Annotated in this window: 15 protein-coding genes and 1 pseudogene; 11 read left to right on the top strand and 5 right to left on the bottom strand. The window is 61.1% G+C overall.

The window, feature by feature from the left end; genetic code table 11:
- Positions 1–30 precede the first annotated feature (30 nt).
- A complete protein-coding gene (locus AC3ITA_RS09140; RefSeq protein WP_095943266.1) occupies positions 31–795 on the bottom strand; it encodes a GntR family transcriptional regulator in 765 nt (254 codons plus the stop codon).
- A gap of 262 nt (positions 796–1,057) precedes the next feature.
- Here AC3ITA_RS09140 and AC3ITA_RS09135 point away from each other — a divergent pair, with 262 nt between their 5' ends.
- Together AC3ITA_RS09135 and AC3ITA_RS09130 are read left to right on the top strand one after the other, a co-directional pair.
- On the top strand, positions 1,058–2,272 hold the full coding sequence (locus tag AC3ITA_RS09135; protein WP_150671831.1) for a benzoate/H(+) symporter BenE family transporter: 1,215 nt from the start codon (positions 1,058–1,060) through the stop codon (positions 2,270–2,272).
- A pseudogene (locus AC3ITA_RS09130) lies at positions 2,256–2,333 on the top strand (outer membrane lipoprotein carrier protein LolA); the annotation flags it as partial. The gene AC3ITA_RS09135 and the pseudogene AC3ITA_RS09130, both read left to right, overlap by 17 nt.
- 49 nt (positions 2,334–2,382) lie before the next feature.
- Here AC3ITA_RS09130 and AC3ITA_RS09125 read toward each other — a convergent pair.
- Entirely contained in the window at positions 2,383–2,727 is a 345-nt protein-coding gene (locus tag AC3ITA_RS09125; protein ID WP_007971486.1) for a YggL family protein, read from the bottom strand.
- A 234-nt stretch (positions 2,728–2,961) separates the two neighbouring features.
- Between AC3ITA_RS09125 and dacB the strand changes: the two genes are divergently transcribed.
- The gene (gene dacB, locus AC3ITA_RS09120) at positions 2,962–4,422 is read left to right on the top strand and encodes a D-alanyl-D-alanine carboxypeptidase/D-alanyl-D-alanine endopeptidase (RefSeq protein WP_095943264.1); all 1,461 of its coding nucleotides are present in this window, start codon (positions 2,962–2,964) and stop codon (positions 4,420–4,422) included.
- A 135-nt stretch (positions 4,423–4,557) separates the two neighbouring features.
- Here dacB and AC3ITA_RS09115 read toward each other — a convergent pair whose 3' ends face one another.
- Together AC3ITA_RS09115 and rlmKL are read right to left on the bottom strand one after the other, a co-directional pair.
- A complete protein-coding gene (locus tag AC3ITA_RS09115; protein ID WP_095945157.1) occupies positions 4,558–6,957 on the bottom strand; it encodes a sensor domain-containing diguanylate cyclase in 2,400 nt (799 codons plus the stop codon).
- Between the two features lie 204 nt (positions 6,958–7,161).
- Positions 7,162–9,432 (bottom strand): bifunctional 23S rRNA (guanine(2069)-N(7))-methyltransferase RlmK/23S rRNA (guanine(2445)-N(2))-methyltransferase RlmL, encoded by a 2,271-nt coding sequence (gene rlmKL / locus AC3ITA_RS09110; protein WP_095945158.1) that lies wholly within the window; start codon positions 9,430–9,432, stop codon positions 7,162–7,164.
- Between the two features lie 530 nt (positions 9,433–9,962).
- On the opposite strand from rlmKL, the gene rmf reads away from it, so the two are divergent.
- The gene (gene rmf / locus AC3ITA_RS09105) at positions 9,963–10,178 is read left to right on the top strand and encodes a ribosome modulation factor (protein ID WP_003223300.1); all 216 of its coding nucleotides are present in this window, start codon (positions 9,963–9,965) and stop codon (positions 10,176–10,178) included.
- 247 nt (positions 10,179–10,425) lie between these two features.
- Here the strand turns inward: rmf and AC3ITA_RS09100 are convergent, their stop codons facing one another.
- Entirely contained in the window at positions 10,426–11,445 is a 1,020-nt protein-coding gene (locus AC3ITA_RS09100) for a quinone-dependent dihydroorotate dehydrogenase (RefSeq protein WP_489280053.1), read from the bottom strand.
- Between the two features lie 228 nt (positions 11,446–11,673).
- Between AC3ITA_RS09100 and AC3ITA_RS09095 the strand changes: the two genes are divergently transcribed.
- From AC3ITA_RS09095 to AC3ITA_RS09065, 7 genes are all read left to right on the top strand, one after another.
- Positions 11,674–12,885 (top strand): CmpA/NrtA family ABC transporter substrate-binding protein, encoded by a 1,212-nt coding sequence (locus tag AC3ITA_RS09095; RefSeq protein ID WP_414927928.1) that lies wholly within the window; start codon positions 11,674–11,676, stop codon positions 12,883–12,885.
- Between the two features lie 15 nt (positions 12,886–12,900).
- A complete protein-coding gene (locus tag AC3ITA_RS09090; protein WP_008048624.1) occupies positions 12,901–13,476 on the top strand; it encodes an ANTAR domain-containing response regulator in 576 nt (191 codons plus the stop codon).
- Positions 13,477–13,815: 339 nt separating this feature from the next.
- Positions 13,816–15,027: a nitrate/nitrite transporter gene (locus tag AC3ITA_RS09085; protein WP_008048622.1), complete on the top strand. Its 1,212-nt coding sequence runs from the start codon at positions 13,816–13,818 to the stop codon at positions 15,025–15,027.
- 7 nt (positions 15,028–15,034) lie between these two features.
- A complete protein-coding gene (locus AC3ITA_RS09080) occupies positions 15,035–16,705 on the top strand; it encodes a bifunctional protein-serine/threonine kinase/phosphatase (RefSeq protein WP_489280050.1) in 1,671 nt (556 codons plus the stop codon).
- Between the two features lie 329 nt (positions 16,706–17,034).
- Positions 17,035–19,488, top strand: coding sequence for a nitrite reductase large subunit NirB (gene nirB, locus AC3ITA_RS09075; RefSeq protein ID WP_489280049.1), 2,454 nt, complete (start codon positions 17,035–17,037; stop codon positions 19,486–19,488).
- The gene (nirD, locus tag AC3ITA_RS09070) at positions 19,485–19,802 is read left to right on the top strand and encodes a nitrite reductase small subunit NirD (RefSeq protein ID WP_046042889.1); all 318 of its coding nucleotides are present in this window, start codon (positions 19,485–19,487) and stop codon (positions 19,800–19,802) included. The genes nirB and nirD overlap by 4 nt, the downstream gene beginning before the upstream one ends.
- Positions 19,802–22,519: a nitrate reductase gene (locus AC3ITA_RS09065; RefSeq protein WP_489280048.1), complete on the top strand. Its 2,718-nt coding sequence runs from the start codon at positions 19,802–19,804 to the stop codon at positions 22,517–22,519. The genes nirD and AC3ITA_RS09065 overlap by 1 nt, the downstream gene beginning before the upstream one ends.
- The last annotated feature ends 8 nt before the right edge of the window (positions 22,520–22,527 follow it).

Below are 22,527 nucleotides of genomic sequence, written 5' to 3'. Positions count from 1 at the left end.
CGAGCAGGCTCGCTCCTACAGGGGGCGGTGTTAGATTTTCGCCGGCGAGCGCCCAGGCTTCTTGGTCTGCAGCAAATGCGAGAACACCGCATGCAGATCATCCGAAGCACTTTCTTCGTCGAGATTGAGCTTGCTGTCGATGTGATCCATGTGATGCATCATCAGGTTCACCGCCAGCTCGCAGTCGCGCTTCTCGATGGCGTCGATCAACTGGGTGTGCTCGTCGTAGGAGCAATGGGAACGGTTGCCGCTTTCGTACTGGGCGATGATCAGCGACGTCTGGGACACCAGGCTGCGCTGGAAGCTGATCAGCGGGGCGTTTTTCGCAGCTTCGGCCAGTTTCAGGTGGAATTCACCCGACAGGCGGATACCGGCACCACGATCGCCACGGGAGAAGCTGTCACGTTCGTCGTTGACCATCTGGCGCAATTCGGCAATCTGCTCGGCGGTTGCGTGTTGAACGGCCAGTTCGGTGATCGCACGCTCCACCAGACGACGGGCCATGAACACCTGACGGGCCTCTTCGACGCTTGGGCTTGCGACCACGGCGCCGCGATTCGGACGCAGCAACACCACGCCTTCATGGGCCAGGCGCGACAAGGCGCGGCGAATGATGGTGCGGCTGACCCCGAAAATTTCCCCCAGCGCTTCTTCGCTCAACTTGGTGCCGGGCGCCAGACGCTGCTCGAGGATGGCCTCGAAGATATGCGCGTAGACAATATCGTCCTGGGTACCGCTGCGGCCGGCTTTGCCTGCGCGCGGTTGTTTCTTTAGGGGTTGCAACTGTTCGTTCATGGGCACTCGAGTCGGAAGAACTGCGGCGAATTGACCGCGACTGTAATACGGCACAGTGGGTCGCTGGCAAGTATCGCGTAAAAAACACTGCAATTGTACACAATGGAAGGTGGCAACACGACTGTACGGCTGAATGTTGCCTCGGCTGTATTGCAACGCCTGATTACTTTTGAGTTTAGGCTTGTTCGCAGAATCCGCCTTTGTAACCACTGGGTTGAGTGTTGCTGCGGACATCTTCATCTGTAAAAGGAACGCCACCGTCATGAACGACGCCACCCACACGCAAATCCGCCCGTTGGCCGACACCTCGCCCTCGGCCATCGTCGCCGGGTTCATCGCCATGATGACCGGCTACACCAGCTCCCTGGTGCTGATGTTCCAGGCCGGGCAAGCGGCGGGCCTGAGCAGCGGGCAGATTTCTTCGTGGATCTGGGCCATCTCGATCGGCATGGCGGTGTGCTCCATCGGCCTGTCCCTGCGCTATCGCACGCCGATCACCATTGCCTGGTCGACCCCCGGCGCCGCGCTGCTGATCACCAGCCTGGGCGGCGTGAGCTACGGAGAAGCCATTGGTGCCTATATTACCTGCGCGGTGCTGGTGACGATTTGCGGGCTGACCGGCAGCTTCGAGCGGCTGGTGAAAAAAATCCCGGCATCCCTGGCCGCCGCCCTGCTGGCGGGGATCCTGTTCAAGATCGGCAGCGAGATTTTCGTCGCGGCGCAACACCGCACCGCCCTGGTACTGGGGATGTTCGTCACTTATCTGCTGGTCAAGCGCCTGTCGCCGCGCTATGCGGTGCTGGCGGCATTGCTGATCGGCACGACATTGTCAGGCTTCATGGGACTGCTGGACTTCAGCGGTTTCCACCTGGAAGTGGCCACGCCGGTCTGGACCACGCCACACTTCTCCCTGGCCGCGACCATCAGCATCGGCATCCCGCTGTTTGTCGTCGCCATGACCTCACAAAACATGCCCGGCATCGCCGTATTGCGCGCCGATGGCTACACGGTGCCCGCCTCGCCGCTGATCACCACTACCGGCATCGCCAGTTTGCTGCTGGCGCCGTTCGGCTCGCACGGGATCAACCTGGCGGCGATCAGCGCAGCGATCTGTACCGGACCGCACGCCCATGAGGATCGCAACAAGCGTTACACCGCGGCGGTCTGGTGCGGGATTTTCTATGGGATTGCCGGCGTGTTCGGCGCGACGCTCGCGGCATTGTTTGCCGCGCTGCCCAAGGAACTGGTGCTGTCGATTGCGGCGCTGGCGCTGTTCGGCTCGATCATCAACGGTTTGAGCATCGCCATGAGCGAAGTGAAAGAACGTGAGGCGGCGCTGATCACCTTCATGGTCACGGCGTCGGGGCTGACGCTGTTTTCCATCGGTTCGGCGTTCTGGGGGATTGTTGCGGGGGTGGCGACCCTGGTGATTCTGAACTGTGGGAGCGAGCCTGCTCGCGATGGTCGTCAACGATAACGCTGGGAACATGACACCCCGCGGTGCTCTCAGGTTCATCGCGAGCAAGCTCGCTCCTACAAAAAAAAGAAAAAAAACGGCGACCCTCGGGTCGCCGTTTTTTTAGAACATCAAGCTACCGGATTGATCGGCTTTTCCGGGTACCAGACGTCCAGCAGCGGGCTGACTTCAACGCTGGTCAGCTCGGTGCGGCCTTTGAGCCAGGCTTCAACGGCAGCGCGCTGTTCAGCGCTGACCGAGCCACGCTTCTGCAGGCAAACCAGACCGTAGTCGTCGCCGCCAACATAACCCAGACCGTTGGCTTCCATGGCTTCTTTGAGGAACGCGTCGAGGAAAGCATCAATGGCCTCATCAGCCAAATCTTCTTTGAAATCCAGGTTCAGTTCGAAACCCAGCTCTTGAAATTCATCGACGCACAGTTTTTTGCGCAGACGCTGGGAACGGTTAGTCGCCATTGGAACAATCCTCTTAAGTAATAACGGGCGGCACTTTAGCAGTTTAAGCCGCCGATTGCCTGACTCTCTGGGCCACCACGCCTACCGTCGGTAAAAAAATAGCCGATCTGAATGCCCACGCACGGCCCAAGCGGTGGCACCTTGGGGCATAATGCCGACACTTTCATGACCATTGAGGGAATTTATCTCCATGCCCTCACCTTATTTCCCCTCGGCTGTAGGGTTTTATTTCAGATGATCAAATCTTTGCGTCCATTGCTGTTGGCCGGTTTTCTTCTCCCCCTGGCCCTTCCCGTTTGCGCCGCTCCCATCAATACCGCGTTGTCGCCCAACGTTGAAAAAGCCCTGAAAGCCAGCAAGTTGCAGGACAACGCCCTGTCGCTGGTGATGATCCCGCTCACCGGTCCCGGCACCCCGACGGTGTTCAACGCCGACGTGTCGGTCAACCCGGCGTCGACCATGAAACTGGTCACCACCTACGCGGCGCTGGAAATGCTCGGTCCGAACCACCAGTGGAAAACCGAGTTCTACACCGACGGCACCTTGAGCGGCGGCATCCTCAACGGCAACCTCTACCTCAAGGGCGGCGGCGATCCGAAGCTGAACATGGAAAAACTCTGGCTGCTGATGCGCGACTTGCGTGCCAACGGCGTGACCCAGGTCACCGGCGACCTGGTGCTGGATAAAACCTTCTTCGTGCAACCGCAACTGCCGGAATTCAATGACGACGGCAACGACGAGAACAAGCCGTTCCTGGTCAAACCCGACTCGCTGCTGGTCAACCTCAAGGCGCTGCGCTTCGTCGCACGTAATGACTCGGGCAAGGTACTGGTCTCGGTGGAGCCGCCAATTGCGAGCATCCGCATCGACAACCAGGTCAAGGCCCTCAATTCCAGGCAATGCACCGGTGGCGTGCGCTACAACCCGGTGGCACAGGCCGACGGCAGCATGACCGTGACGGTCGGCGGTCAGCTGGGTGAAGGCTGCAGCTCACAGACTTATCTGTCGCTGCTCGATCACGCGACCTACACCGCCGGTGCCGTCCGCGCGATCTGGAAGGAACTGGGTGGCAGCATTCAGGGCAAGGATGTGCTGGCGCCTACACCGAAAGACGCCAAGGTCCTGGCCCGGGCGTTCTCGCCGGACCTGGCGGAAATCATCCGCGACATCAACAAGTACAGTAACAACACCATGGCCCAGCAGTTGTTCCTGAGCCTCGGCCAACGCTTCCGCACCGATGCCGATGGTGACGACGCCAAGGCCGCCCAGCGTGTGGTGCGTCAGTGGCTGGCGAAAAAGGGCATCACCGCGCCGCATCTGGTGATGGAGAATGGCTCCGGCCTGTCCCGTGCCGAGCGTGTCAGCGCCCGGGAAATGGCTTCGATGCTCGAAGCGGCCTGGCACAGCCCGTATTCCGCCGAATACATCAGCTCGATGCCGATTGCCGGCACCGACGGCACCATGCGCAAACGCCTGAAGACCACTGCCATGCGCGGTGAAGCCCACGTCAAGACCGGCACCCTGAACACCGTGCGGGCGATTGCCGGTTTCAGTCGCGACGTCAACGGCAACACCTGGGCGGTGGTGGCGATCCTCAACGACAAGGCCCCGTTCGGCGCCTCGTCGGTGCTCGATCAGGTGCTGCTGGACCTGTACCGCCAACCGAAACTGCCGCAGACGGCTTCGGTGTTGTAACCGGATCTAAAGGGCACAGTAAATCCCCTGTAGGAGCGAGCCTGCTCGCGATAGCGTCAGCCCAGTCAACACTGATGGTGACTGACACTCCGCTTTCGCGAGCAGGCTCGCTCCTACATGGATTACATGCAACCTTTAGCTCATCTCCCCCTCAACCCGATCCCTTCCCGCCTGCTTCGCCGCGTAAACCCCCGAATCCGCGCGCAACAGCAAGGCATCGGCGCCCTCCCCGACCCGCCAACCGGCAATCCCGAAACTGGCGGTGACCGTACCGACTCCTTCAATGGGTGAACTGCGCAAGCCTTGCCACAATTGCCGGGCCAACATATAGGCCTGTTCGCCGCTGATATCCGGGCACAGCACCATGAACTCCTCTCCGCCCAGGCGGCAGAACACATCGGTGCGCCGCAACCGGTGGCCGATCCGTTGGCACACGGCCTGCAACACCCGATCACCGATGGCATGGCCATGCAGGTCATTGATGCGCTTGAAATGGTCGATATCGAGCATGATCACCGACAGATTCCCACCGCCACGCTCCACCCGGGCCATTTCGATGGTCAGGCGTTCCTGGAAATAACGGCGGTTGTGGATACCGGTCAGCGAATCGGTGACCGACAGCGCGCGCAATTCTTCTTCCACCCGCTTCATATCGGAAATGTCCGAGATGTAGCCGTGCCAGAGCACACCGCCACCGGGCAGTTCCTCCGGCGTGGCCTCGCCACGCACCCAACGCAGACCCCGTTGCGGCAGTTGCACGCGGTATTCCTCGCGCCAGGGGCTGAGGGTGTCGGCCGAGGCTCGGATCGAGGCGCGGACACGGGTGGTGTCCTGGGGATGAATCCGGGTGAAGATCGCTTCGGCATTGAGTAGCAGCACGTCAGGTTCGAGCTCGTAGATCTCGCGAATGCCGTCGCTGGCGTAGATCACACTGAAGCGTCCGTCGAACTCCATCTTGAACTGGTAGATGCCACCAGGCACGTGGGCGCTGAGCTTTTTCAACAACAGGTCCCGCGCCGCGAGTGCCTCGTGGACCCGCTTGCGTTCGGTGATGTCGATGCACACCGCCAGGTGCCCGACCCACAGGCCTTGTTCGTCGAGCACCGGCGTGGCGAGCATGTTGACCATCAGATGGCTGCCATCGCCGCGTACCAGCGTCCACTCCCGCGCCTCGTGGTCGCCCTCCGTGTCGCCTTCGACCAGCATCGCCTGGCAGGTCGGCACCGGTTTGCCATAGCGGGTGCTCAACTCTGCCGAGCGAGCGACCAGTTCCCGGGGCAGGTGCAGGTTCTCCAGGGTCATATGCCCCACCACTTCGGCACTGGAATAGCCGAGCATCTGCTCGGCACCGGCGTTGAAGGTGCTGATGACCCCGCGCAGGTCGGTGGCAATGATCGCGACCTGGGTGGCGGCATTCAGCACGCCACGCAACTGGCCGTGGGTGCCACGCAACTCCTGCTCTCGATCGCGCAGCTCCCGAGTGCGTTGCTCCACCAGTTTCAACGCCCGCTGCCGCTGACTGACCAACACATACAGCAAGGCACTGAGCATCACGCTGAGCAATCCACCCAACACCACCACACTGGTCACGGAGGAATGGTTGGCCTGCACGAACGCGTCGCTGGGCTGGATATCGACTTGATAGTCGTGGTCGGCCATGCGCAACAGGCGCGTGGTGGACAGCTCGCCGATGGCCGGCGGGTTGGGTGACTCAAACAGCACTTCGTGCTGGTCATCGGTAGACAAATCGAGGATGCGCACCGAGAGATAGTCATGGCTGGCGTCCGGCAGTCCGTCCGCCAGCAACTGGCGCATGCTGATCACGGCCATGACATAACCGTAGGGCTTCACGGCCTTGTGGTCTTGACTGTTGTGCTGCGTGACCGGTGCGACCAGCAGCACACCACGCGCATAAGCCGGCTCGATACTCACCAGATGCATCGGTTGCGACACCGCCATGCCGCCATGCCGATCGGCCCGATCGAGCGTGGCACGCCGCAGCGGCTGGGCCAGCAAGTCGTAACCGAGAGGAGAACCGAGTTTGCTTTGGGTCTGGCTATACAGCACCGCCACGTACTCATCTCGTTCTCCGGCCAGTTGCAATTGGCCGTCCGCGTTGAGTTCTCTCAGGGTGAAACTGCTCAAACCTTCGTCACGCACTCGGCGCTCGAACGCCGAACGCTCGTCACGGGTGACCCGCTGGGCGTAGGAATACGCCTGGGTCCGCAGCAGTAAAGGTTGGGTGTAGCCGTCGAATTCCGCTCGGGACACCGAATCGGAATTGGCGAAAAACCGGCGCAGACCGTCGAGGCGCTGCTCCTGATCTTCGAAACGCTCTTCGATACGGCTGTAACGCTCACTGACCAGCAGTTGGAAGCGTTGCCGCAATTGATGGTGAAACAGATTCAGCGTCGACCACGCCAGCAACCCGGTGAGCACCCCGCCGATCAGCAATACCAGCAGTGCGACCAGCCAGGCCGAGGCATCTTCGCTGATAAACCCCAGGATCTTTGGGCGCATGGCGTGCAACGACATAAAACACAACTCAAAACGCCAGGTGCGGGAAAGCCCTTTGGCCCTGAGTTGAGTTATAGCTATTAGCCACTAATTTGACCAGCACTGTAGGAGCGAGCTCTGCTCGCGATGGTCGATAACGATAACGCATGCTTTCTGAATACACGCGGCGCTTTCGGGTTCATCGCGAGCAGGCTCGCTCCTACAGTGAATCAGCACAGCTATTTAGCGAGCCGTGACTTTCCAGGCGCGATGGATCTTGGTGTTGCGGGCAAAGTCCGGATCGATGGTCTGGGCGGTGATCTCCTCGACCGCATAGCGCTCGCCGAGATTGGCTTCCAGTTCGAACTTGCGGAAGTTGTTGGAGAAGTACAACACGCCGCCGGGCGCCAACCGCGCCATGGCCAGGTCGATCAGTTGCACCTGGTCGCGCTGCACGTCGAAGACACCTTCCATGCGCTTGGAGTTGGAGAACGTCGGCGGGTCGATGAAGATCAGGTCGTACTCGTCACGACTGGCTTCAAGCCAGGCCATCACATCACCCTGCTCCAGGCGGTTCTTGTCGGAAAAACCGTTCAGCGACAGGTTGCGCCGAGCCCAGTCCAGGTAGGTTTTCGACAGGTCGACACTGGTGGTGCTGCGCGCACCGCCCTTGGCCGCATGCACACTGGCCGTCGCGGTGTAGCAGAACAGGTTGAGGAAGCGTTTGCCGGCCGCCTCTTTCTGGATACGCATGCGCATCGGCCGGTGGTCGAGGAACAGACCGGTGTCGAGGTAGTCGGTGAGATTCACCAGCAGCTTGATCCCGCCTTCATTGACCTCGACGAACTTGCCCTGTGCCGCCTGGCGCTCGTACTGCCTGGTGCCGCTCTGACGCTCGCGGCGCTTGACCACCACACGGCTCTTGTCGATGTTCAACGCCTGCGGGATGGCTGCCAGGGCATCGAACATACGGCCCGAGGCCTTTTCCGGATCGATGGATTTCGGCGCGGCGTATTCCTGGACGTGGACCCAATCGTGATACAGGTCGATGGCCATGGAATATTCCGGCATGTCGGCATCGTACACGCGGTAGCAGTCGATGCCTTCACGCTTGACCCACTTGCCCAGGGCCTTGAGGTTCTTTTGCAGGCGGTTGGCGAACATCTGCCCGCCTTCGCTCAGGCGCGGCTGCTCGACCACCGGAGCCGGTGCCGGCGTCGGTTTGATCGGATTACCGTTTTTGTTGAACTTGCGTTCCTGCGGTTCATTCGGTGTCTGATCGTAGGCGGCTTGCTCGCGCTCGACCTGACGCTGTTCCGGAGTACGACGCTCGCCGGTGACGAATTGGTCCGGCAGCACCTTGATCAGCAGCAGCTTGCACGGCAAGGCACCGTTCCAGAACGAATACTGCTTGTGGCTGCGGATACCCATGCGCTTGCCCAGGTCCGGCGCGCCGGTGAACACCGCCGCTTCCCAGTTCAGGCAGGCCTGACGCAGGCGCTCGCCGAGGTTCTGGTAGAGATAGAGCAGGCTCGCCTCATCGCCCAGACGCTCGCCGTACGGAGGGTTGCAGATGACCAGGCCTTTCTGGTTCTGGTCCGGGCGCGGTTCGAAAGTCGCGACTTCGCCCTGGTAGATCTTGATCCACTCGCTCAGGCCGGCGCGCTCGACGTTATTGCGGCCCGGTTGAATCAGTCGTGGATCGGCTTCGTAGCCGCGGATCCACAACGGAGTCTTGGCCAGGCCGGCAGCGGCGCGCTCGGACGCTTCTTCGTGGAGTTTTTTCCACAGCGCCGGGACGTGACCGAGCCAGGCGGTGAAGCCCCACTGCTCGCGGCGCAGGTTCGGCGCGATGTCGGCGGCGATCATCGCCGCTTCCACCAGGAAGGTGCCGACACCGCACATCGGGTCAGCCAGTGCGCCGCCTTCGGCCGCGATTCGTGGCCAGCCGGAACGGATCAGGATGGCGGCCGCGAGGTTTTCCTTGAGCGGCGCCGCACCTTGCTGCAGGCGATAGCCGCGCTGGTGCAGGCTGTGGCCCGACAGGTCCAGGGACAGAATGGCTTCGCCGCGATCCAGGCGCAGGTGAATGCGCAGGTCCGGGTTGAGCTTGTCGATGGACGGACGGTCGCCTTGCGGGGTGCGCAGTTTGTCGACGATGGCGTCCTTGACCTTCAGCGCGCCGAAGTGGGTGTTGTCGATACCCGAGCCATGGCCGCTGAATTCGACGGCCAGGGTGCCGTCATTGAGCATGTGGTCTTGCCACTCGATGTCCAGCACGCCGTGGTACAGGTCTTCGGCGTCCTTCATCGGAAAGCGCTTGAGCACCAGCAGCACGCGGTTGGCCAGGCGCGACCACAGGCACAGGCGATAAGCGGTTTCCATGGTAGCCATGCCGCGCACGGCGGAGGTGTGTTCCCGCGCTTCCTCAAGGCCAAGCCCGACGGCTTCCTCGATGAGCAGGCCTTCAAGGCCTTTTGGGCAAGTGAGGAAGAGTTCGAAACGATCGGACATGGGAATTCCAGAACCTTTAGCTGAGTGACCGGGCAACGCATTGCCGGTCCGGTTTTCAATCAGGCGCTTTTCTCGAAGAGCGCCCGCGTGGCACGAAGGTGTGCCGCTCCACCCCTGCTGCCCGGGTTAAATGAGCTTAGATGCAAGGACAGATAAAAAAGTTGATGCAACAAAATGTCATAAGTCGACCCTTCGTCGAATAGTGCATCCCGGCAACGGGAGCCATTCTCACTAAAGGATTAAGCCCATCATCCAGCGCAGGGCCGATCATACCGGGGTTTGGCCAATAAATACGCTACAAACGCTCTGTTACTTATGGCGTTAGCACATTAATGGTTACGTCCTTATGACAAAACGATCATTCCCTCGATGTGACGCATTGGTTAGAACTCAATACAGGTTGGCGCCGCAATGACGCCAACACCTTGGCTCGTCACGCCGGCAACGAGCCCCCAACGGCAGAGTTTTTCTGCCAGACCTCAATAGAGGTCGACGCGATAAATACAGTCAACAAGTGAGGGCAACACCCTATGAGAAGACTTAAGCGTGATCCGTTGGAAAGAGCATTTTTGCGCGGATATCAATATGGCGTTGGTGGTAAATCCCGTGAGCTTTGCCCATTTACTCTACCGTCGGTACGTCAAGCCTGGATCAACGGCTGGCGAGAAGGACGCGGCGACAACTGGGACGGTATGACCGGCACTGCGGGAATCCACAGACTCAACGAACTTCACGCCGTCGGCTAATTACAGGGCACAACACTCCGACACGACAATCTGAACTTGTACTGAATTAACCACGCACGTCCCATCCGGACGGCGGGCTCCGGCCCAGGGGCTCCTTTATGGAGCCCTTTTTTATGCCTGCTCGTTGGTCCAAACAATCCCCTGTAGGAGCGAGCTTGCTCGCGATGGACCCGAGAACACCGCGTGCATCCAGAAATCACGCGTCATCGTTACCGACCATCGCGAGCAAGCTCGCTCCTACAGGGGATCAGCGTAGCGCTGCGATGGCGTCTACCGACTCGCGAATCAGCGCCGGGCCTTTGTAGATGAAGCCCGAGTAGATCTGCACCAGGCTCGCGCCTGCGGCGATTTTCTCTGCCGCGTGCTTGCCTTCGGTAATGCCGCCCGCCGCAATGATCGGCAAACGCCCGCCCAGCTCCGACGCCAGCACTTGCACGGTGTGGGTGCTCTTGTCACGAACCGGCGCACCGGACAGACCGCCGGCTTCTTCGCTATGCTCCATGCCTTCGACGCCTACGCGGCTCAGGGTGGTGTTGGTGGCGATGACGGCATCCATCCCGGTTTCGATCAGCGCTTGCGCAACTTGTGCGGTTTCTTCGTCGTTCATGTCCGGCGCAATCTTGATCGCCAGCGGTACATGTTTGCCATGACGCAATGCCAGTTCCGCGCGGCGTTCGGCCAGATCGGCCAGCAACTGCTTGAGCGAGTCACCGAATTGCAGGCTGCGCAGGCCCGGTGTGTTCGGCGAACTGACGTTGACTGTCACATAGCTGGCGTGGGCGTAGACCTTGTCCAGGCAGATCAGGTAGTCGTCCACGGCACGCTCGACCGGCGTATCGAAGTTCTTGCCGATGTTGATGCCCAGCACGCCTTTGTACTTGGCCGCCGCCACGCGGGCCAGCAGGTGATCGACGCCGAGGTTGTTGAAGCCCATGCGGTTGATGATCGCCTCGGCTTCCGGCAAGCGGAACAAACGTGGCTTCGGATTGCCCGGCTGCGGACGCGGCGTAATGGTACCGATTTCGACAAAACCGAAACCCAGCTGGGCGAAACCGTCGATGGCCGCGCCGTTCTTGTCCAGGCCCGCGGCCAGCCCCACCGGATTCGGAAAGTCCAGGCCCATGACATTCACCGGCAGCTTCGCCGGGGCCTTGCACAGCAAGCCGTTGAGCCCAAGACGCCCGCCCGCGCCGATCAGGTCCAGGGACAGATCGTGGGAGGTTTCCGGGGAGAGTTTGAACAACAGCTGACGGGCCAGGGTGTACATGGGCGGATTTGACTCGATTGGCGGCGAATTGAGGCGGCGATTATAGCCGGGCAACGGGGTGGCAAGCGAGGCGCGTGATCAAATCAGCGGTTAATGGCATATGCCTTGCACCACTCTGGGCACCAACACCCATGCCAACGACGGAATGGGTGCAAAGACAATGGCGTCGTCCCCGGCCTGCTCATGCAAGAACTCGGGACGACGTTTTTTTTGCAAGGTGAACACGCGATGAACGAACCGTCAGCCGGCCCTCTGGCCTGGGTCAATGGCAGCGATGCCCCGGAGAAAACCGAAATCAATCTCGGCTTCATGGCCCTGAGCGACTGCGCCTCGGTGGTTGTCGCCGCCACCCAGGGCTTCGCCCAGCCCCACGGATTGACCCTGAACCTCAAGCGTCAGTCGTCCTGGGCCAACCTGCGGGACAAACTGGTCAGCGGCGAACTCGACGCCGCCCACAGCCTCTATGGCCTGATTTACGCCGTTCACCTGGGCATAGGCGGCGTGGCCGCGACCGACATGGCCGTGTTGATGGGCCTGAATCAGAACGGCCAGAGCATCAACCTGTCCCGCGGTTTGCAAGCGCTTGGAGTGACCAGTCCTGAAGCACTGGATCGGCACGTGCACCAAACTCGCTCAAAACTCACCTTCGCCCAGACGTTTCCCACCGGCACCCACGCCATGTGGCTGTATTACTGGCTCGCCAGCCAAGGCATACACCCGCTGCTGGATGTCGACAGCGTGGTGGTGCCGCCGCCGCAGATGGTCGCGCACCTGCGGGCTGGACGAATCGACGGGTTTTGCGTCGGCGAACCCTGGTCCGCCAGCGCCGTACAGCAGGATCTCGGCTTTACCCTGGCCACTACGCAGAACATCTGGCCCGATCATCCGGAAAAGGTCCTCGGCTGCACCCGTGCGTTCGTCGAGCAATACCCCAATACCGCGCGGGTACTGGTGATGGCGGTTCTGGAAGCCAGCCGCTTCATCGAAGAAAGCACCGAGAATCGCCGCAGTACCGCACAATTGCTCAGTGCCGCGCAGTACCTTGACGCACCACTGGACTGCATCGAACCACGCTTGCTGGGCGAGTACGCCGACGGCCTTGGCCACCGCTGGCAAGACCCGCACGCGCTGCGCTTGCATGGGGATGGCGAGGTCAACCTGCCGTACCTGTCCGACGGCATGTGGTTCATGACCCAGTTCCGCCGCTGGGGCTTGTTGCGCGATGATCCGGACTATCTCGCGGTGGCCCGGCAGGTCCAGCAACTGGACCTCTACCGTGAAGCCGCTCGTGCCGTCGGCGTCGCTTCATCAGCCGGGGAAATGCGCAGCAGCCAATTGATCGACGGCAAGATCTGGGACGGCTCGGACCCGGCCGGTTATGCCCGCAGTTTCAAACTGCACGCCATGAGCGACAGCTCGCACCGATCCGCCAGCCGCTGACAGGAGACCACGAATATGCTGCGTATCCTGCTGATCAACGACACCGCCAAGAAAGTCGGACGCTTGAAGGCCGCCCTGACCGAGGCCGGATTCGAAGTGATCGATGAATCCGGCCTGACCATCGACCTGCCTGAACGCGTCGAAACGGTGCGTCCGGATGTGATTCTGATCGATACCGAGTCACCGGGTCGCGATGTGATGGAACAAGTGGTGCTGGTGACGCGCGACCAGCCACGACCGATTGTGATGTTCACGGACGAACACGACCCCGATGTGATGCGACAGGCGATCAAGTCCGGGGTCAGCGCCTACATCGTCGAAGGCATTCACGCACAACGCCTGCAGCCGATTCTCGATGTGGCCATGGCACGCTTCGAGAGCGACCAGGCCCTGCGTGCCCAGTTGCATGCCCGTGACCAGCAATTGGCCGAGCGCAAGCGCATCGAACTGGCCAAGGGGCTGCTGATGAAAATGAAGGACTGCAACGAGGAAGAGGCCTACACGCTGATGCGCCGCCAAGCGATGAGCCGCCAGCAGAAGCTGATACAGGTGGCGGAGCAGATCATTGCCATGAGCGAGTTGCTCGGCTGAAGTCCTGTAGCGCCTGTCCGGGCGCCATCGCGAGCAGGCTCGCTCCCACAGGTGATTTGTGTTCGACGCCATTCCCTTGTGGGAGCGAGCCTGCTCGCGAATGGCGGCGACTCGATTTCGAGTGTTGGCACAGATCTCGCTAAGTAATCACCACAGGTAACCAACGGCGGTTGCCCCACCTACGACAAAGACGTCGCTCACCTCATTTGCCCTTGGCGGATCGGGTGGCGGCGTTTTTTCGTTTTGGCCCCACAGCACGGGGTCGGTGGTGCGGCCGTATCGGCGCCCCACCTGCAAGCTCATGACTCCTTTCGAGACTCTTCACAGCTGAGGTGCGCAATGAATTCAAGCTTCTGGAAATCCGGCCATACCCCCACATTGTTCGCAGCCTTCCTCTATTTCGACCTGAGTTTCATGGTCTGGTACCTGCTCGGTCCTCTGGCGGTGCAGATCGCCGCCGACCTGCACCTGACAACGCAGCAAAGGGGGCTGGTAGTCGCCACGCCGATTCTGGCCGGGGCGGTGTTGCGCTTCGTGATGGGGATGCTGGCTGATCGCCTGTCGCCAAAAACCGCCGGCCTGATCGGCCAGGTCATCGTGATCTGCGCCCTGTTCGGCGCCTGGAAACTCGGGATCCACAGCTACGAGCAGGCGTTGCTGCTGGGCCTGTTCCTCGGCATGGCCGGCGCTTCGTTCGCCGTCGCCCTGCCCCTGGCCTCGCAGTGGTATCCGCCGCAGCATCAAGGCAAGGCCATGGGCATCGCCGGCGCGGGCAACTCGGGCACAGTGCTCGCCGCATTGATCGCTCCGGTGCTGGCGGCGGCGTTTGGCTGGAGCAACGTGTTCGGCTTTGCCCTGATTCCGTTGATCCTGACCCTGATCGTCTTCGCCTGGCTGGCCCGCAATGCCCCCGAGCGGCCAAAAGCCAAATCCATGGCCGACTACTTCAAGGCCCTGGGTGACCGTGACAGCTGGTGGTTCATGTTTTTCTACAGCGTGACGTTCGGCGGCTTCATTGGCCTGGCCAGCGCCCTGCCCGGTTACTTCAACGACCAGTACGGCCTGAGTCCGGTGACTGCCGGTTACTACACCGCTGCCTGCGTGTTCGGCGGCAGCCTGATGCGCCCCTTGGGTGGTGCACTGGCTGACCGGTTCGGCGGCATTCGGACTCTGTTGGCGATGTACACCGTCGCGGCGACCTGCATTGCCGTGGTCGGTTTCAATCTGCCGAGTTCCTACGCCGCACTGGCACTTTTCGTCTGCACCATGCTCGGTCTGGGTGCAGGCAATGGCGCGGTATTCCAGTTGGTGCCCCAGCGTTTTCGCCGGGAAATCGGCGTGATGACCGGCCTGATCGGCATGGCTGGTGGCATCGGCGGGTTTGCCCTCGCGGCCGGCATGGGCGCGATCAAGCAAAGCACCGGCAGTTATCAATTGGCGCTGTGGTTGTTTGCCAGCCTCGGCGTTCTGGCCTGGTTCGGTCTGCACGGCGTGAAACGTCGCTGGAGAACCACCTGGGGTTCGGCCGCCGTGACGGCTGCGCGGGTCTGACGCCTCGATGAGCCTGCAACTGAGTTTTGCCGAAGCCAGCGCCATCGGTCCTCGCGAGGAAAACCAGGACGCCCTGCGCCTGGTCACGCCGGCTCCGGCGCTGGCCGCGAGCAAGGGTTACCTGTTCGCGATTGCCGACGGTGTCAGCCAATGTGCCGATGGCGGGCTCGCCGCCCGTTCGACCTTGCAGGCGCTGGCGCTGGACTACTACGCCACCCCGGAAACCTGGGGCGTCGCCCAGGCACTGGATCGTCTGTTGCTGGCGCAAAACCGCTGGTTGCAGGCTAACGGTGGCGGCCAACCGCTGCTGACCACCGTCAGTGCCTTGGTGATGCGCGGCCGGCGTTTTACCTTGGCACATGTCGGCGACTGCCGGGTTTATCGCTGGCACGCCGACACGCTGCAACGGGTGAGCGAGGATCACGTCTGGGACCAGCCTGGCATGCAGCATGTGCTTAAACGGGCCCTGGGGCTGGATCAACATCTGGTGCTGGACTTTCTGGATGGCGAACTGCGTTTGACCGAGAGTTTCGTGCTGCTCAGCGACGGCGTCTGGGCCGTCCTGGGCGATACCGCCATTGCGGGCATTTTGCGCGATCAACCTGACCTGAACAGTGCCGCGCGGACGTTGGTCAGCGCCGCGCACCTGGCTGGCAGTCAGGACAACGCCAGCGCCCTGCTGGTGCGGGTCGATGCCCTTGGCGAAACCAGCATCGGCGATGCACTGATTCATCTGCAGCAATGGCCACTCCCGCCTGCATTGAAGCCAGGCCAGACCTTCGAAGGCTGGCAGATTGAAGGGATCCTCGGCCAAAGCCAGCAATCACTGCTCTACCGGGTACGAGATGCTCAACAACAGCCTTGGCTGCTGAAAACCTTGCCCGGTGCGCTTCGTGACGATCATCAGGCCGGGCAGGCATTGTTGTCGGAGGAATGGTTCCTCAAACGTGTGGCCGGGCGGCATTTTCCTGAAGTTCATGCCGCCAGTCAGCGTCAGCATTTGTACTACGTGATGCGCGAATATTCCGGATATACCCTGGCTAAATTGCAGGAGCGTGTCGGAACGCTGCCACTGGCTCAATGGCTGGACCTGGCCGAACGCCTGCTGCGAGCGGTCGGCATACTGCATCGACGCCAGATTCTGCATCGTGATATCAAACCGGAGAACCTGCTTCTGGGGGACGACGGCGAGTTGCGCCTGCTGGATTTCGGTCTCGCGTACTGTCCCGGGCTGTCCGAAGATCAAGCCTTCGCCCTGCCCGGAACGCCCAGCTATATCGCACCGGAAGCCTTTCGCGGGGATTTACCGACACCGCAACAGGATTTGTATGCGGTCGGCGTGACCTTGTATTACCTGCTTACCGGGCATTATCCCTACGGCGAAATCGAAGCGTTCCAGCGCCCACGGTTTGGTGTGCCGGTCAGCGCCAGTCGCTACCGGCCCGACCTGCCGGAATGGATCGCGCAAAGTCTGGAACGCGCGGTGGCGGCAGCTCCGGATCAGCGCTTTGAAACAGCGGAAGAATGGTTGTTGCTGCTGGAACAGGGAGAACGACGCAGTTTGAGCGTGCGCCCCAAACCTTTGCTAGAGCGCGAACCGTTGAAAGTCTGGCGGACGTTGGCGCTGGTGTCCTTGCTGGTGAATCTGGTGCTGCTGTTTTTGTTGTTTCATGGCTGAGTTTTTCACTGCACCCAACAGATTTTTTGATTTTTCTGCTTCAAAACCGGGCATCGCGCCTTGAACCAGTGCACGCAAACACCCTCCTCCCATGACGAGAGCCCATAAATCGGGCCCTTGCGAAACTTGGCACAACCACTGCATTACCTTTCCCAACATACATAAAGCCCGGCCTTCAACGTAGAAAGCTGCGCTGCCCGAGAGAACGGGACCAGGACAAAGGCGTCCTCGCTAGGCAACTAGCGGGACGCCTTTTTTTGTTTGCGCAAAATTTGTCGAGCATGGCCTGAACCCTGATGAGGCAGGCCTGAGCTCCCCCGGAGAACCTGATGAAAAAACTAAAACTGGTGATGATCGGCAACGGCATGGCCGGGGTTCGTACCCTGGAAGAACTGCTCAAGCTGAGTAATGAACTGTACGACATCACGGTCTTCGGCGCCGAACCGCACACCAACTACAACCGCATCCTGTTGTCGCCGGTGCTGGCGGGCGAACAGACCTTCGAAGAGATCGTGCTCAACGACCTGGACTGGTACCTGGAAAACAACATCAAGCTGCTGCTCAACCGCAAGGTGGTGGAGATCGACCGGGTCAAGCGCCGGGTCATTGCCGAAGACGGCAGCGAAGCCGAATACGATCGCCTGCTGATCGCCACCGGCTCGACGCCCTTCATCCTGCCCATTCCCGGCAACACCCTTGAGGGCGTGATCGGCTACCGCGACATCGCCGACACCCAGGCCATGATCGACACCGCGAAAACCCACCGGCACGCCGTGGTCATCGGTGGCGGCCTGCTCGGCCTGGAGGCCGCCAACGGCCTGATGCTGCGGGGCATGCACGTGACCGTGGTGCATATCGGCGAGTGGTTGCTGGAACGACAACTGGACAAGACCAGCGGCCAGCTGCTGCAAAGCGCGCTGGAATCTCGCGGCCTGCACTTTCGCCTGTGCGAGCAGACCCAGGCCTTGCATGACGCGGGCAACGGCCGGGTCGGTTCGGTGCAATTCAAGAACGGCGACATCATCCCCGCCGACCTGGTCGTGATGGCCGCTGGCATTCGTCCCAATACCGAACTGGCGGAGAAATCCGGCATTCCGTGCAGCCGCGGGATTCTGGTCAACGACACACTGCAAACCTACGACCCACGGATCTATGCCATCGGTGAGTGCGCCAGCCACCGCGGCATCGCCTATGGCTTGGTGGCGCCGCTGTTCGAACAGGCCAAAGTCTGCGCCAACCACCTCGCCCAACTGGGGTTTGCCACCTACAAGGGGTCTGTGACCTCAACCAAATTGAAGGTCACCGGCATCGACCTGTTCTCCGCGGGCGACTTCATGGGCGGCGAAGGCACCGAGACCATCACCCTCTCGGACCCGATTGGCGGGGTCTACAAGAAACTGGTGATCAAGGATGACGTGCTGGTCGGCGCCTGCCTGTACGGCGATACGGCAGACGGCGGCTGGTATTTCCGGCAAATCCGTGAGAATCACGCCATCGGCGAAATTCGCGATCACCTCATGTTCGGTGAAAATGCGCTTGGCGACGTAGGACATCAAGGCCAGGACAAGGCCATGAGCATGGCTGACACGGCCGAAGTCTGTGGCTGCAACGGTGTGTGCAAGGGCACCATCGTCAAGGCCATTCAGGAACACGGGCTGTTCAGTGTCGACGACGTCAAGAAACACACCAAGGCGGCCAGCTCCTGCGGCTCCTGCGCCGGCCTCGTCGAACAGATCCTGATCAACACCGTGGGCGGCGCCGCGGACGTCAAACCGAAAAGCGAAAAGGCCATCTGCGGCTGCAGCGACCTCAATCACGGGCAAATCCGCCAGGCCATCCGCGAGCAGCACCTGCTGACCATCGCCGGCACCATGAGCTACCTGAACTGGCGCACCCCCAACGGCTGCGCCACCTGCCGGCCGGCGCTCAACTATTACCTGATTTCCACCTGGCCAGGGGAAGCCAGGGACGATCCACAATCGCGCCTGATCAACGAACGCGCCCACGCCAACATTCAGAAAGACGGCACCTACTCTGTAGTCCCGCGGATGTGGGGCGGCGTGACCAATCCTTCAGAGCTGCGACGCATTGCCGACGTCGCCGACAAGTACAACGTACCGATGGTCAAGGTCACCGGTGGTCAGCGCATCGACTTGCTGGGCATTCGCAAGCAAGACCTGCCGGGGGTGTGGAAAGACCTGGACATGCCGTCCGGCCACGCCTACGGCAAATCCATCCGCACGGTGAAAACCTGCGTCGGCAGCGAGTTCTGCCGCTTTGGCACCCAGAACTCCACACAACTTGGCATTGAACTGGAACATGACCTGTTCAACATGTGGTCACCGCACAAGGTGAAGCTGGCGGTCTCCGGTTGCCCGCGCAACTGTTCGGAAGCCGGTATCAAGGATGTGGGAATTATCGGTGTGGACTCCGGTTGGGAGATGTACATCGGTGGCAACGGCGGGATCAAGACCGAAGTCGCGGAATTCTTCGTCAAACTGAAAACCGCCGAAGAGGTCCGCGAATACAACGGTGCATTCCTGCAGCTCTATCGCGAAGAAGCCTTCTACCTCGAACGCACCGTGCACTACCTGCAACGGGTCGGCATGGAACACGTCAAGAAAGCCGTTCTGGAAGATCCGCAGCGGCGCAAGGCGCTCAACGATCGCCTGCAATTCTCCCTGTCGTTCGAACAGGACCCGTGGAAGGAGCGCCTGGAACAGCCCCAGCTGAAAAAAGAATTCGACGTCATCCCCGTGAAAAACCTGGAGGTGCTGGCATGAACTGGCTGGATATCTGCGCACTGGAAGAGATCAATGCCCTGGGCTCGCGGATCATCGCCGGACCAAAGGGAGACATCGCGATTTTTCGTACCAGCGACGACGAAGTGTTCGCCCTTGACGACCGCTGCCCGCACAAGGGCGGCCCGTTGTCCCAAGGTCTGGTGTACGGCAAGCGGGTGGCCTGCCCGTTGCACAACTGGCAAATCGACCTGGAAAGTGGCGAAGCCCTGGCCCCGGACATCGGCTGTGCCCATCACCATCTCGCCCGGGTGGAAAATGGCCGGGTGATGCTGGCCCTGCGGGATGCAGGCTGATGGACCGCCAGATCACTGCGTCCACCTGCTGTTACTGCGGGGTCGGCTGCGGGGTGCTGATCGAGCACGACGGTTCACGCATCCTCGGCGTCAGCGGCGATCCCGCGCACCCGGCCAATTTCGGCAAACTGTGCAGCAAGGGTTCGACCCTGCACCTGACCGGCGACTTGACGGCGCGGGCGTTGTACCCCGAACTGCGCCTCGGTAAAGGCCTGGCCCGCCACCGCACCGATTGGGATACCGCCCTCGATCATGCCACCAGTGTATTCGGCGCGACCATTGCCGAGCATGGCCCGGACAGCGTGGCGTTCTACATTTCCGGGCAACTGTTGACCGAGGACTACTACGCCTTCAACAAGCTGGCACGTGCCCTGGTAGGCACCAACAACATCGACAGCAATTCGCGTCTGTGCATGTCCTCGGCGGTGGTCGGCTACAAGCGCAGCCTGGGTGCCGACGCCCCGCCCTGCAGCTACGAAGACCTGGAGCTGAGCGATTGCGTGATGATCGTCGGCAGCAACATGGCCTACGCCCACCCGGTGCTGTTTCGCCGGCTGGAAGCCGCCAAATCCCGCCGACCGCAGATGAAGGTCATCGTCATTGACCCTCGTCGTACAGATACCTGCGATCTGGCTGACCTGCACCTGGCGATCTTGCCTGGCACCGACGTCGCCTTGTTCCATGGGATTTTGCATCTGCTGCTGTGGGAAGACTGGATCGATCGTGACTTCATCCGCGACCACACCGAAGGCCTGGCTGAACTGAAAAACCTGGTGCGTGACTACACACCGCAAATGGTTTCGCAGCTCTGCGGAATCAGCCTCGGGCAATTGCAGCAATGTGCCGAGTGGATCGGCACGTCACCGAGCTTTCTGTCGCTGTGGTGCATGGGGCTTAACCAGTCCACCGCCGGCAGCGCGAAAAACAGTGCATTGATCAACCTGCACCTGGCCACCGGGCAGATCGGTCGTCCCGGTGCCGGACCTTTCTCCCTCACCGGTCAGCCAAATGCCATGGGCGGGCGGGAAACCGGCAGTTTGTCCAACCTGCTGCCCGGCCACCGTGACGCCGCCAATCCGCAACATCGTGCGCAAGTGGCGTCCTACTGGGGCGTCGAGCAACTACCGGAAAATCCGGGGCTCAGCGCGATCGAACTGTTCGAGCAAGTGCGCAACGGCAAGATCAAGGCGTTGTGGATCGCCTGTACCAACCCCGCTCAATCCATGCCCGACCAGACAGCCGTGCGTGCAGCGTTGCAAGCCTGCCCGTTCGTGGTGTTACAGGAAGCCTTCAGCACCACTGAAACTGCGAAATTCGCTGACCTTCTGCTGCCCGCCGCCAGCTGGGGAGAAAAGGAAGGTTGCGTGACCAACTCCGAGCGACGCATTTCCCACGTACGCCAGGCAATCGTCGCACCGGGTGAGGCGCGGCCGGACTGGGCAATCACCGTAGATTTCGCACAGCGCCTGGAAAAACACCTGCGTCCCGGCCAAACCAGCCTGTTTGAATTTGATAATCCCGCTCAGGTCTTTGACGAGTACAAACAACTGACTCAAGGTCGCGATCTGGATCTGTCCGGTATCAGCCATGCACTGATCGATCGTCTCGGCCCGCAGCAATGGCCCTTCCCTGCGGGTGCCGTTGAAGGCACGACCCGGTTGTACGTCGACGGGGTATTTGCCACTGCCAATGGGCGCGCGCAGTTCGTGGCCGATCCGTACCGCGCCGCCAAGGAGCAACGCGATGCACGCTTCCCGCTGACCCTGATCACCGGCCGCCTGCGCGACCAATGGCACGGCATGAGTCGCACCGGCACCGCCGCGCAGCTGTTCGGCCATGTCAGCGAAGCGGAGTTGAGCCTGCACCCGGACGAACTGCGCCGCCATCGCCTGCAACCGGGGGATCTGGTCAGCCTGAAGAGCCGGCGCGGCGCAGTCGTCGTCGCGGTTGCCAGCGATGACAGCGTGCGCCCGGGCCAGGCCTTTTTGCCGATGCATTGGGGCGATCGTTTTCTCAAGGGCGGAGTGAACAGCCTCACCCTGCCCGCATTCGATCCTTTGTCGAAACAGCCCGAACTCAAACACAGCGGCGTTCGCCTGGATCCGGTTGATCTGCCCTGGAAACTGTTCGCACTGATCGAGGGCGATGTTCAACGGCATTTCGAGACGCTACGACCGCTCTGTGAGGCGTTTTCCTACGTCAGCCTCAGCCTGGTTGGTCGTGAGCGCCCTGCCCTGCTTGTACGGGCCGCCAATACTTCAGCACCTTCGGCAGAGCTGCTAAGCGAAATCGATAAAAACCTGGCGCTCGATGACGGCCCGGTACTGGCTTACGACGACCCTCGACGGGCCATTGGCAAACGCGTGCGAATCGAAAATGGCCGGATCACGGCTATTCGACTGGCCGGTGAAACCCTTGCCCAACACTGGTTGCAGGGGCTTTGGCTCGAAGGTCGCGCGGACCAGCAATTGCGGCGCTGGTTGCTTGCGCCACTGAGCGCACCACCGGGCAATCTCGATGCGCCGGTCAATGCGAACAAGATCCTGTGCAATTGCAAGAACGTCGACCAGAACGCGATCCGCGCCGGTATCAGCCGAGGCCTGGACTTGCAGGGACTCAAGCAAGAACTGGGTTGCGGCACCCAATGCGGGTCCTGCGTTCCGGAAATCAAACGCCTGCTGGCTGCCACGGCGCGGCCAATCACCGTCATCTCGTGAGGAAAACA

Source organism: Pseudomonas sp. GL_090 (genome assembly GCF_057837765.1).
Note: the sequence above shows the minus strand (reverse complement) of the source record. Positions and strands in the feature narration are given on the sequence as shown.

Excerpts from the sequence above, each read along its gene's own strand:
- nirB (WP_489280049.1), top strand. The coding sequence starts at position 17,035 with ATGAAAAAACTAAAACTGGTGATGATCGGCAACGGCATGGCCGGGGTT.
- AC3ITA_RS09125 (WP_007971486.1), bottom strand. The coding sequence starts at position 2,727 with ATGGCGACTAACCGTTCCCAGCGTCTGCGCAAAAAACTGTGCGTCGAT.
- AC3ITA_RS09140 (WP_095943266.1), bottom strand. The coding sequence starts at position 795 with ATGAACGAACAGTTGCAACCCCTAAAGAAACAACCGCGCGCAGGCAAA.
- rlmKL (WP_095945158.1), bottom strand. The coding sequence starts at position 9,432 with ATGTCCGATCGTTTCGAACTCTTCCTCACTTGCCCAAAAGGCCTTGAA.
- AC3ITA_RS09090 (WP_008048624.1), top strand. The coding sequence starts at position 12,901 with ATGCTGCGTATCCTGCTGATCAACGACACCGCCAAGAAAGTCGGACGC.
- AC3ITA_RS09065 (WP_489280048.1), top strand. The coding sequence starts at position 19,802 with ATGGACCGCCAGATCACTGCGTCCACCTGCTGTTACTGCGGGGTCGGC.
- AC3ITA_RS09085 (WP_008048622.1), top strand. The coding sequence starts at position 13,816 with ATGAATTCAAGCTTCTGGAAATCCGGCCATACCCCCACATTGTTCGCA.
- AC3ITA_RS09100 (WP_489280053.1), bottom strand. The coding sequence starts at position 11,445 with ATGTACACCCTGGCCCGTCAGCTGTTGTTCAAACTCTCCCCGGAAACC.
- AC3ITA_RS09080 (WP_489280050.1), top strand. The coding sequence starts at position 15,035 with ATGAGCCTGCAACTGAGTTTTGCCGAAGCCAGCGCCATCGGTCCTCGC.
- AC3ITA_RS09095 (WP_414927928.1), top strand. The coding sequence starts at position 11,674 with ATGAACGAACCGTCAGCCGGCCCTCTGGCCTGGGTCAATGGCAGCGAT.
- AC3ITA_RS09135 (WP_150671831.1), top strand. The coding sequence starts at position 1,058 with ATGAACGACGCCACCCACACGCAAATCCGCCCGTTGGCCGACACCTCG.
- AC3ITA_RS09115 (WP_095945157.1), bottom strand. The coding sequence starts at position 6,957 with ATGTCGTTGCACGCCATGCGCCCAAAGATCCTGGGGTTTATCAGCGAA.
- nirD (WP_046042889.1), top strand. The coding sequence starts at position 19,485 with ATGAACTGGCTGGATATCTGCGCACTGGAAGAGATCAATGCCCTGGGC.
- rmf (WP_003223300.1), top strand. The coding sequence starts at position 9,963 with ATGAGAAGACTTAAGCGTGATCCGTTGGAAAGAGCATTTTTGCGCGGA.
- dacB (WP_095943264.1), top strand. The coding sequence starts at position 2,962 with ATGATCAAATCTTTGCGTCCATTGCTGTTGGCCGGTTTTCTTCTCCCC.